Below are 11,374 nucleotides of genomic sequence, written 5' to 3' on the forward strand. Positions count from 1 at the left end.
ATTATCTTCCTCTGCGCTTTTGAGACCTTAAAGAACCACCAGCACCAAAATGTTGGTTTGGGCCAACAGCTTGCTTCATATTTTGCTTCATCATTTTAATTTGCTCGGTAAGCATACCGTGTTTATCTAGCTTTTGGGCTTCGGTCAATAACTGTTGCGCTTCGCGTTTTCTACGTTTAGAAAAGGCTATTCCTGCTAGGTTTAACTTTGCCATAGCCAAATCGTGTTTCATAGACAGCCCTAGCGATATGGCTTTTTTAAAATGCTTTTCAGATTCATTCATGTTATCTTGCATAGTCATAATACCATGTAAGTAACTGTAGTATCCTTGTTGTTTTTTAACGAGTGCCGCTTCAGGGTTTTTAATTTTATCTAACCATTTTTTAGCACCATCAAAATCCTGTTTACGAAGTCTTAAAAAAGCTAAAAGAATAAATTCGTTTTTAAAATAAAGGAATACAAAAACACCAGCAAGTAAAATTAGTGAAATACCATTGCCAATATTTCCTTCTGTAAATTGGTATACTGCATATGCTATTATTCCTGCAGCTAAAATCAGCTTTATAATTTTATTAAACATCTAAATATTAGTTTTTAAGTTTTCCGAAGTAGGCTTCGGGGTTAACAACTGTACCTCTACTTTTTTTGAGGTAACAATTGTTGTTTTGTAATTATTGGGTGGCAAAAATAAAAAAAATCAATTTTTAGACCATAAAGCAGAACGTAATAAATACATTATGTTTTGCCAAAAAATAACACGTTTTACTGTTTTTCCGTTCCAAAATGCAAAGAAACTAAATTTTTCTCTTAACTTGTTTATATCTTTTGCCTTTAAATAAAAATTACATGTTTTTACCTAGTCTTGGTGCTTTTTTAGGGTTTGCATTATAAAATAAATGAAAAATTGACTCAAAAAAAAGTGCTTAAAGCCCTGAAATTTAAAGAATGTGTAAAGTTTAAATAGCTTCGTTAAAAAAAAGTTTAAAATAGGTTTGAGAAATAAAAAAGCTTTGTATATTTGCGCTCAGTTTTGGCGGAGGGTCAAAACCCAATTTTAGAAAAAGTACAATTCAGATTTTAAAGATATAAGACGATGAGTAAAAGAACGTTTCAGCCTTCTAAAAGAAAAAGAAGAAACAAGCACGGTTTTAGAGAAAGAATGGCTTCTGCTAATGGCAGAAAAGTGCTTGCAAGAAGAAGAGCAAAAGGAAGAAAAAGATTGTCTGTATCATCTGAAACTAGACATAAGAAATAATGATTAACAATTGTTGATATTTTAAAGGTGTTACTTAAGTGTAACGCCTTTTTTTATGTTTCGTAATTACTAATTTTACACACAAAATAAATTAAACTAGAATACTAAAAAAAATGCCGAAAAATCCTAAATTAAAATCTATCTTAATTATTGGTTCAGGTCCCATAATAATTGGGCAAGCATGTGAATTTGATTATTCAGGATCACAAGCACTTAGGTCTTTAAGAGAAGATGGAATTGAGACTATTTTAATTAATTCGAATCCTGCAACTATCATGACAGATCCTTCTATGGCAGATCATGTGTATTTGTTACCGCTTAACACAAAATCTATCGTGAAGATTTTAAAAGAGCATCCACAAATAGATGCCGTTTTACCTACAATGGGAGGACAAACGGCATTGAATTTAGCTATTGAAGCTGACGAAAAAGGGATTTGGAAAGATTTTGGAGTAGAACTTATAGGTGTAGATATAGACGCTATAAATATTACCGAAGATAGAGAGCAATTTAGAGAGTTAATGGGTAAAATTGGAGTGCCTATGGCGCCTCAAGCTACAGCCACATCGTTTTTAAAGGGTAAAGAAATAGCACAAGAATTTGGATTTCCGTTATGTATTCGCTCTTCTTTTACATTAGGTGGCGCGGGTGCAGCTATTGTTTACGACGAAAAAGATTTTGATAAACTGTTACGCCATGGGTTAGAGGTTTCTCCTATTCATGAAGTTATGATAGATAAGGCGCTTTTAGGTTGGAAAGAGTTTGAGCTAGAGTTACTTAGAGATGCCAATGATAATGTAGTAATTATCTGTTCTATTGAAAATATGGATCCAATGGGTATTCATACAGGAGACTCAATAACGGTTGCGCCAGCAATGACATTAAGCGATAGAACCTACCAAAAAATGCGCGATATGGCTATACATATGATGCGAAGTATTGGAGATTTTGCTGGAGGATGCAACGTGCAATTTGCAGTGAGTCCAGATGAGAAGGAAGACATTATTGCCATTGAAATTAATCCACGAGTATCACGTTCGTCTGCTTTAGCTAGTAAAGCAACAGGATATCCTATTGCAAAAATAGCGGCTAAATTAGCTTTAGGCTATCATTTAGATGAATTAAATAACCAAATTACTAAATCTACATCGGCGTTATTTGAGCCAACGCTAGATTATGTAATTGTAAAAATACCACGTTGGAATTTCGATAAATTTGAAGGATCTGATAGAACTTTAGGACTACAAATGAAAGCAGTTGGAGAGGTAATGGGTATTGGCCGTTCTTTCCAAGAAGCATTGCATAAAGCAACACAATCTCTTGAAATTAAGCGTAATGGTTTAGGTGCAGATGGTAAGGAAAACAAAAATTATGATCAGATTATTGAAAAATTAAGATTTGCCTCTTGGGATCGTGTATTTATTATTTATGATGCTATAAAAATGGGTATTCCTTTAAGTAGAATCCACGAAATCACTAAAATTGATATGTGGTTCTTAAAGCAATACGAAGAGTTGTACTTCTTGGAAAAAGAGATTTCAACTTTTAAAATTGATACTATTGATAAAGAATTATTGCTAGAAGCAAAACAAAAAGGCTACGGCGATAGGCAAATAGCCCACATGTTAGGATGCTTAGAAAGCGAGGTTTACAGCAAGCGTGAAGAATTGGGTATTAACCGTGTTTATAAACTGGTAGATACCTGTGCTGCAGAGTTTGAAGCTAAAACACCGTATTACTATTCTACGTTTGAAAGCGATATGGAAACTGCCGATGGCAAACGTTATGCCGATAACGAAAGCATAGTTACAGATAAAAAGAAAGTTATAGTTTTAGGTTCAGGTCCAAATAGAATTGGTCAAGGTATCGAGTTCGATTATTGTTGTGTTCACGGTGTTTATGCCGCTAAAGAGTGCGGGTACGAAACTATTATGATTAACTGTAACCCTGAAACAGTGTCAACAGATTTTGATACTGCAGATAAATTATATTTCGAACCCGTTTTTTGGGAACATATTTACGACATTATAAAGCATGAAAAACCCGAGGGCGTTATAGTACAGTTAGGAGGACAAACAGCCTTAAAGCTTGCCGAAAAACTGTCTCGCTACGGTGTTAAAATTATAGGAACTAGCTTTGAATCCTTAGATTTAGCCGAAGACAGAGGTAGCTTTTCAAAGCTGTTAAAAGAAAATAATATTCCTTATCCACAATTTGACACCGCCGAAACAGCTGATGAGGCATTAGCCGTGGCTAAAGAATTAGATTTTCCAATTTTGGTAAGGCCATCTTATGTACTAGGAGGCCAAGGGATGAAAATTGTAATTAATGAAAAGGAGCTGGAAGAACACGTTGTAAGTTTATTACACAGTATTCCAAATAATAAACTATTGCTAGACCACTATTTAGAAGGCGCCATAGAAGCTGAAGCAGATGCTATTTGCGATGGGGAAGAGGTGTATATTATAGGTATTATGGAACATATAGAGCCATGTGGAATTCACTCGGGCGATAGTAACTCTACCTTACCTCCGTTTAACCTAGGTGAGTTTGTTTTACAACAAATTAAAGACCACACCAAAAAGATTGCCTTAGCTCTAAATACTGTTGGGTTAATAAATATTCAATTTGCTGTAAAAGATGATGTGGTTTATATTATAGAAGCAAACCCAAGAGCATCTAGAACAGTACCATTTATAGCAAAAGCCTACGGCGAACCTTATGTAAACTATGCTACTAAGTTAATGTTAGGGGAAAAGAAAGTTAAAGATTTTAACTTTAACCCACAACTAGAAGGTTATGCAATTAAACAACCAGTGTTTTCGTTTAATAAATTTCCAAATGTAGATAAAACATTAGGGCCAGAAATGAAAAGTACGGGCGAAAGTATATTATTTATAGACAGTTTAAAGGATGATGCCTTTTACGATTTATATTCAAGACGTAAAATGTATCTGAGTAAATAAAATATGTGTAATTTAAAATGCCCCAAATTTGGGGCATTTTTTATAATTCTAATTTTGCATTTTGTTGTTTTATAACTTCTAAATGCTCCTCAATCTTAAATTCTGAAGCATTAAATCTTGTAGACCTGTGTCTTGCTTGTTCTTGCCTAACAATGCTTCTAGCAAAACGCCTCACGGCCTGTTCAGAATCTAGAATAATTCCAGGAACGCTTACATTATTGCCGTTTTCATCTTTGGCTACCATAGTGAAGTAAGAAGAGTTGCAGTGCTTAATTTTTCCAGTTTGTATGTTTTCAGATTCTACACGCAAACCAACAACCATAGAGGTTCTTCCTGTGTAATTAATAGAAGCCTTTAAGGTTACTAACTCGCCAACTTCTATAGGGTTTAAAAAATCTACACGGTTAACAGAAGCGGTTACGCAGTAATGTTGCGAATGTTTTGAGGCACAGGCAAATGCTATTTGGTCCATTAAGTTTAGAATATGGCCACCATGTATTTTTCCGCTAAAATTGGAGTGTGATGGCAGCATTAATTGTGTTATTGTTACTTGAGAATCTTTAGGATGTTTAAACATGTTTTATGTTAATAGAGTGTATGTTATACCTGTTAATATTGCAATTCCAAAACTAATTAAAGTACCTATTAAAATGTATTCTGTAAGCTGCCTGCTTTTCGATTCCTTTAAATCGCCAAATCTAAAAACCGACTTCGCCGTAATTAAAAAACCAACAGCTTCCCAGTGGTCTACAATAATAAAAATAAACACTAAAATACGTTCTAAAATACCAATATATTTTCCAGCATCCTTAAGCGACTGGCTGTTTTTAGTAAGTTCTGAAATATTCCACTTTAAAAAAATGGTTTTCATTATAATAGAAACGGGGATTGTTAAAAACAACAAGCAGGTTATTAGTACAAGTTGGTTTTCGGTAACCTTAAAATTAATAGCATTAACTGTATTTAATACAAAAAAATAGCATCCAAAAATTACAAGAATATGAAGCAGCTGATCAACAAAAAATAATCGTCGTTTTGTTTTCTTCTTTTGAAGTAAAAGTTTAGCGCCATCAATAATAAAATGAGAAAATCCAATAATTAAAATAATAGGCCAAAGCGACAAATCCCATAAAAGCAAAGCTGTAATGGCAATATGAATTAAAACATGAAAATAAAGTTTGGGGGATTTTAGTTTTTTCTTCTCTTTTTCTTTTACCCATTTTTGGGGTTGAAGAAAAAAATCACCAATAAGATGTGCCAGTAATAATTTAACTAAAATCATAATAAAGTAGTTATTTTTTGTTGGAACATACTATTTAATTCCCAAATAAGGTCTAGTTCAGCGCGTTTTTGGCGTTTGCTAATAGCATCTTGTTTGGTGCCTATTATGTCTGCTAGTTCTTGTTGTAGTGCATCGGGCTGTTCTATGCTTAATTTAACAATTTCTGCAGAACTAACTGTCCAACTATCCATAAACGTTAAGGCTAATTTTAGATAAAGGTTTAGTTCTTTATTTAATGTTTCGTTAGCTGTTTTTATACTTAAGTTAACCTTATTTTTTTTTAGAGATTCTAAGGTTTCTCCAGAAAAAATAAAGGCTTCACCGTTAGACTCACTTACTTTATTGCCTTCATAGGTTTTTTTGCCAATACCTATGGCTAGCCTAACATCTAAGCCGTTTACCATTTTAATACACGCTTTTAAGTAAATAGCATTAATAAAACTTTTAGAAATATCAGGTATTTCTATCTGAAAACTATCTCCACGGTAAATTTCCCATTTCGATGTGTCGGCATTAAGTGTTGATAATGCAGATTTTAAAGTATGCATCCAAAGTTCTGGGTTTTTTAAACTTCTAGATTTTATAATATCTCCCGTTACTATGCTAGTTATCATTACTATTCTTTTTTAAAGGTATAAATTAAAATATTCCTTAATTAAGGCATAAATTAAAATATTCCTTATTTAGGGAATGTTTAAATGTATTACGTTTTTATATGATAAACAAATATATTCTCTTTTTTGTAAGAAGATATTTAGTGCGGGTTATGGTAAAACTACTCGTCTTCCTCAGCACGTTTTATTATAGCTTCAGGCAAAGACTTTTTAGCTTTAGCACCCATTTTTTTGAGTTTTTCAACACTGGTAATAAGGTTTCCTCTACCATGAACTAGTTTATTCATGGCAGCTGAGTAATCGCTTTTGGCCGAATCTATTTTTTTACCTACACCTGTTAAATCGCTTACCAATCCTTCAAACTTATCATAAAGAGCTCCAGCTTGTCGTGCAATTTCTATGGCATTGCGTTGTTGTTTTTCGTTATTCCACATGGTATCAATAGTGCGCAATGTAGCAAGTAGGGTAGATGGTGTTACAATTACAATATTTTTTTCAAAGGCTTTGTTGTATATAGAATTGTCTTCATTAACTACAATAGCAAAAGCGGGTTCAATAGGTATAAACATTAATACAAAATCGGGCGATTCTATATCATATAAATCTTGATAATTCTTTGAGGAAAGTTGATCTACATGTTTTCTTATGGAATTAACGTGGGCTTTCAAAAATTGCGGTTTATCATCGTCATCTGCGTTTACCAAGCGCTCGTAATCGGTTAACGACACTTTGCTGTCGATAATCATCTTTTTTCCGTCTGGTAAGTGTAAAACCACATCGGGCATTACACGAGAGTTATCGTTGCGCGTAAAACTTTGTTGCACAAAATATTCGCGGTCTTTCTCTAACCCCGATTTTTCTAATACGCGTTCTAGTACCAATTCGCCCCAATTTCCTTGCATTTTACTATCACCCTTTAAGGCTCTAGTTAAATTAGTAGCTTCTTTTGTCATTTGCTGATTAAGGTCTTTTAAACCTAATAGCTGCTCTTTTAAGGCAGAATGCATACTTATACTTTCTTTTTGAGATGCTTCTACTTTTTTCTCAAAGCCTTGAATTTTTTCTTGAAGCGGACTTAAAATATTTTTGATGTTTTCCTTGTTCTGCTCTGTGAATTTGGTAGACTTTTCTTCTAGAATTTTATTGGCGAGAAGTTCAAAGTCCTTGCGCAATTGTTCTTGGCGTTCTTCAAGTTCCTTATCGCGTTTTAGGTTTTGTTCTTGTAGATTTTCAAATTCTGAATTTTTTCTGGCCAACTCGGTACTTAAAAATTCTTTTTCACGACGAATTTCTTCACGTTCAGCTTCAATTTTACTAAGGTTTTGCTTTAACTCATCAATAGTTAATTGCATTTGATTTTGACGTTCCTCCAGAGTACTTTGCTCGCTTTTATTCTTCAATTTTGAAAAATAATTGCCTAAGAAGAAACCAATTACCGCAAAAATAATAGCTGCAAGAATTATAATTAAATTGTCGTTCATTTTATAGAAAAGAAGTTTAATCAAATATAAATGATTTATTACCTCGCGCAAAGTCGTAAAGACGCAAAGTATCAACATTTGCTAAAAAGTATTATTTCATGGAGGTACACAGCGTACCGAAGAGATTCACATAGTAGTGAGCTGTTGACTATTGTTCTAAGTAACTCTGTGCAATCTCTGAGAGGCTCTGTGTGATAACTATTTCTTCACCCTAAAACTTCCTGTTTGCTCATCAAAAGCAATTAAATCTTTTGGAAATAAGTTTTCGAAAGTACCCTTTGTTATAAGGTTACAGGGCGCATCTGATACCACATCTGTATCGGTCATCACAATTAAATTATCGCACAATTGAATGGCCAGATTTATTTCATGTGAAGAAAATAGGATGGTTTTATTCGTTTCTTTCACCAATTTTTGCAATAGTTTTAAAATATAGGCCTTATGGTACATATCTAGATGTGTAGTGGGTTCGTCTAAAATAATTAAATCTGTATCCTGAGCCAAGGCGCGGGCAATCATTACGTTTTGTAATTGGCCATCACTTAATTCAAAACATTTTTTGTCTTTTAAATGATTAATATTCACTTGGGAAATTGCACGATTTGTAATCTCGATATCTTCTTTTGAAAGATTTCCAATCCAATTGGTATAAGGCTGCCTGCCCAGAGCAACAAGTTCAAAAACCGATAAATTTTTGGATGTTATGGGTTCAGTGAGTACTAAACTCATCACTTTTGCCAAGTCTAAAGCGGAGTATTTTTTAAGTGCTGTATCATTAATAAAAATCTCACCCTTAAGCGGATTTTGAACTTTAGTTAGGGTTCTTAAAAGTGTAGACTTACCTATGCCATTAGCGCCAATTAACCCTATAAGTTTGCCTTTGTTTAATTCTATATTAATGTTTGAAGCAACAAGCGTTTTTTCAGTTTTAGAATTGTATCCTATAGAAAGGTTTTCGGTTTTTAAAATGATATGTTTTTTATCTTCTGTCATTAAATTTTATTTACGCACTCATCTCATTTTCGGTTAAACATAAAAAGTTAAGGTGAGTTCTATAAAAACTGAAATTCCATTTACTAAATTTAAAACCATCAACTAAATTTGTAAGGTGTAGATTCTGTGATTTTGTTTTGGTTATTTTGAAATTTACGCTCATATTAAAATACCATTTTTCTTTTTCTAACCAATAACCAAATTACTACGGGAGCACCAACTAACGATGTTATGGCGTTAATTGGTAGCGTATAATCACTATTTGGTAATTGCGAAATGCTGTCGCAAATTAACATAACAATAGCACCAAATAAAAAAACTGCGGGTAATAATACTTTATGGTTAGATGTATTGAACACTTGCCTTGTAATGTGTGGAATTGCTAAACCTATAAATGCAATTGGCCCTGTAAAAGCAGTTATGGCGCCTGCCAATAAACTCGTTGCAATAATAATTACAAAGCGACTTTTTTTAATGTTTAGGCCTAAACTCTTTGCGTAGTTTTCACCTAAAAGTAAAGTGTTTAAAGATTTTATTGAGCATGTAGCTAGTAAAATACCAACTAAATAAATAATTAACAATATGGTAAGGTCTTTCCAGTTTAAATTGCCTAAACTTCCAAAGCCCCAGAAAATATATTGTTGTAATTGTTCAGCAGATCCAAAATAAGACAATACACTTACTATGGCAGCTGTAATACTAGCAAACATTAATCCAATAATTAAAATAGCCATAGTATCCCTTACTTTTAACGACACAGCTAAAACCGCCAGCAGTACAAAAAAACTACCTAAACTGGCAGCAACTACTACGCCCCATTTTGAAATAAAAAGCGATGCTAAAACACCACTAAAAATACCCGATCCTAAAATAACCAAAGCAACACCCAAACTGGCGCCCGAGCTAATGCCCAAAACAAAAGGGCCCGCTAGCGGGTTTCTAAATAAGGTTTGCATCAGTAATCCAGAGATGCCCAAACCAGACCCCACAATAATAGCGGTTAAGGCTTTTGGTAGGCGGTAATTTTGAATGATATGTTGCCAGGTATCGTGTTCGGTTGTGCTACCAATAAGGCTGTTTAGTATGTCTTTTAGAGGAATAGGTACAGATCCTAAACTAATGTTTACAAAAAAGCACACTAATAAAATACCAATAAGGATGGTGAATGATATACGATATGTGTTTGTATTAGGCAATTATGGTAAAGGTTTAAAAAAGTAGGGTGTATAATTCTTTAGTAATTCGGGGTGACAAATTTTTATAATATCCTTTAGTGCCAAATCTGGTCTTGTCATGCCAAGTTCAAAGTACAGTACACCACCAGAGGCGCCTTTTGTGTTGCTTATGGTATAAATATTTTTATGCTTAAAAGCATTAAACATTGTATGGTTTTCGTTTGCATTTTTAAGAGTTGCATAACTTGAGTAGTTTGATGGGTTTAACCAAATATCAGCATTTTTAGCCTTTATAAAAACCGATTCAAAATTTAATTTTAAACTCCCAGAACCCTCAGTTTCACTCCAAAGATAATTAACGTTGGCATCTTTTAAAAGTTGCGCTTCTGTACTGGTGCCATTTGGTAAGTACCAAATGTCGTTATGCATTGCTCCACTTAAAACTGTTGGTTTTTGGGTTGTGTTTCGAGCCAGTTTTTTGGCTTCAGTATAATTTTTTTCAATATGGCTAAAAATAGAATCTGCTTTATCTGCCTTATTGTACAAATGGCCAAAAAGTTTTATCCATTCTGCTTTTGCCAAGGGCGAGCTTTCTACCCAATCACCATTAAATACAACGGGTATTCCAGACTTTTTTATGGTTTCTAGAGAGCGGTTGCCACCATCAATTCCAAAACCAACCACTACATCTGGATTTAATTCAAGCAAAACTTCGGTGTTCAATACTTCATTCTTGCCTAAATCCCTAATGCTTCCATTGTTAATTTGTGCTCTAACAGATTTAGATGAAATGTAATTGGTACCAGGAAAGCCCACCAAGGTTGTTTCAACATTTAAAAGTTCTAAAGCTGGAATATGTGTTGTGGATGTTACCACAATTTTTTTAATGGGAGTAACAATAATGCCATCGTAAGCATCTTTTAAAAAAGTAGTTTTTGCTGCGTGTTTTTTATCAATTAGTACGTATTTATAGCTTTGCTTTGCTTCAGGCCAAGGTGTTTTTATTTCTAGAATTTTATAATTATTTAGAGTAAAAATTTCAAAACCTTTAGCGTGCTTCAAATCAATTTTTTTAGCATTAACAGGTATAATGTTTTTTGGGTCTTTTTTTTCCTTACAAGAAAACAGACACATTAAAAATGCAAAAAAAAGAAATGTATACTTCATAAAAACAACCTGATATTTATCAGTTTTAAATTGACTTATGATGTTTATTTTTGAAAAAAATAAAACCATGCGAGACGGTTCAAATTTAACAATATATATAGTAGCTGGAGTTATAATAGCTCATTTTCTTGTTGGGTTTATTTATCTTATTTACAAACTAAATAAGAAAAAGTAGTTTTTAAAGGCTTATAGTCTTTTAAAAAATTACATTTGCAACGAAATTTGGTTTCCGCTGCGGCGGAATTAAAAGGGAATCTGGTGAGAAACCAGAACTGTTCCCGCAACTGTAAGCTATAAAGCTTCATGTTAACTTCAATGTCACTGTCATTTAGATGGGAAGACCAACATGAAGACGCAAGTCAGGAGACCTGCCATTTTCAAAACAAATAAGTTAAACTTTCGGGATAAAAGTTTGCGTATGCTAATCCATGCGGTTCTCGA

10 protein-coding genes and 1 riboswitch are annotated in these 11,374 nt (G+C 33.5%); of the genes, 2 read left to right on the forward strand and 8 right to left on the reverse strand.

What is annotated here, in order from left to right; genetic code table 11:
• Position 1: 1 nt before the first annotated feature.
• Positions 2-580, reverse strand: coding sequence for a M48 family metalloprotease (locus CLV33_RS12435; RefSeq protein WP_105474194.1), 579 nt, complete (start codon positions 578-580; stop codon positions 2-4).
• A 513-nt stretch (positions 581-1,093) separates the two neighbouring features.
• Here CLV33_RS12435 and rpmH point away from each other — a divergent pair.
• On the forward strand, positions 1,094-1,255 hold the full coding sequence (gene rpmH, locus CLV33_RS12440; protein WP_042244185.1) for a 50S ribosomal protein L34: 162 nt from the start codon (positions 1,094-1,096) through the stop codon (positions 1,253-1,255).
• Positions 1,256-1,368: 113 nt separating this feature from the next.
• The gene (gene carB / locus CLV33_RS12445) at positions 1,369-4,221 is read left to right on the forward strand and encodes a carbamoyl-phosphate synthase large subunit (protein ID WP_105474195.1); all 2,853 of its coding nucleotides are present in this window, start codon (positions 1,369-1,371) and stop codon (positions 4,219-4,221) included.
• 40 nt (positions 4,222-4,261) lie between these two features.
• On the opposite strand, the gene CLV33_RS12450 is transcribed toward carB, so the two are convergent.
• The 7 genes from CLV33_RS12450 to CLV33_RS12480 form a co-directional block, all read right to left on the reverse strand.
• Positions 4,262-4,798, reverse strand: coding sequence for an acyl-CoA thioesterase (locus CLV33_RS12450; RefSeq protein WP_042244181.1), 537 nt, complete (start codon positions 4,796-4,798; stop codon positions 4,262-4,264).
• Positions 4,799-4,801: 3 nt separating this feature from the next.
• A complete protein-coding gene (locus tag CLV33_RS12455) occupies positions 4,802-5,503 on the reverse strand; it encodes a DUF3307 domain-containing protein (protein WP_105474196.1) in 702 nt (233 codons plus the stop codon).
• Positions 5,500-6,117, reverse strand: a complete 618-nt coding sequence (locus CLV33_RS12460) for a SatD family protein (protein WP_244906432.1) — start codon at positions 6,115-6,117, stop codon at positions 5,500-5,502. The genes CLV33_RS12455 and CLV33_RS12460 overlap by 4 nt, the downstream gene beginning before the upstream one ends.
• Positions 6,118-6,278: 161 nt before the next feature.
• Entirely contained in the window at positions 6,279-7,598 is a 1,320-nt protein-coding gene (rmuC, locus tag CLV33_RS12465; protein WP_105474197.1) for a DNA recombination protein RmuC, read from the reverse strand.
• A gap of 198 nt (positions 7,599-7,796) precedes the next feature.
• The gene (locus CLV33_RS12470) at positions 7,797-8,591 is read right to left on the reverse strand and encodes an ABC transporter ATP-binding protein (protein ID WP_042244178.1); all 795 of its coding nucleotides are present in this window, start codon (positions 8,589-8,591) and stop codon (positions 7,797-7,799) included.
• A gap of 164 nt (positions 8,592-8,755) precedes the next feature.
• Entirely contained in the window at positions 8,756-9,787 is a 1,032-nt protein-coding gene (locus CLV33_RS12475) for a FecCD family ABC transporter permease (protein WP_105474198.1), read from the reverse strand.
• Positions 9,788-10,828, reverse strand: coding sequence for an ABC transporter substrate-binding protein (locus CLV33_RS12480; RefSeq protein WP_317045175.1), 1,041 nt, complete (start codon positions 10,826-10,828; stop codon positions 9,788-9,790).
• Between the two features lie 311 nt (positions 10,829-11,139).
• A riboswitch (cobalamin riboswitch) is annotated at positions 11,140-11,323 on the forward strand.
• Positions 11,324-11,374 lie beyond the last annotated feature (51 nt).

It is taken from the genome of Jejuia pallidilutea (genome assembly GCF_002973595.1).
Classification (GTDB): Bacteria; Bacteroidota; Bacteroidia; order Flavobacteriales; family Flavobacteriaceae; genus Jejuia; species Jejuia pallidilutea.

Coding starts and splice junctions, on each gene's coding strand:
- CLV33_RS12435 (WP_105474194.1), bottom strand. CDS start 580: ATGTTTAATAAAATTATAAAGCTGATTTTAGCTGCAGGAATAATAGCA.
- rpmH (WP_042244185.1), top strand. CDS start 1,094: ATGAGTAAAAGAACGTTTCAGCCTTCTAAAAGAAAAAGAAGAAACAAG.
- carB (WP_105474195.1), top strand. CDS start 1,369: ATGCCGAAAAATCCTAAATTAAAATCTATCTTAATTATTGGTTCAGGT.
- CLV33_RS12450 (WP_042244181.1), bottom strand. CDS start 4,798: ATGTTTAAACATCCTAAAGATTCTCAAGTAACAATAACACAATTAATG.
- CLV33_RS12455 (WP_105474196.1), bottom strand. CDS start 5,503: ATGATTTTAGTTAAATTATTACTGGCACATCTTATTGGTGATTTTTTT.
- CLV33_RS12460 (WP_244906432.1), bottom strand. CDS start 6,117: ATGATAACTAGCATAGTAACGGGAGATATTATAAAATCTAGAAGTTTA.
- rmuC (WP_105474197.1), bottom strand. CDS start 7,598: ATGAACGACAATTTAATTATAATTCTTGCAGCTATTATTTTTGCGGTA.
- CLV33_RS12470 (WP_042244178.1), bottom strand. CDS start 8,591: ATGACAGAAGATAAAAAACATATCATTTTAAAAACCGAAAACCTTTCT.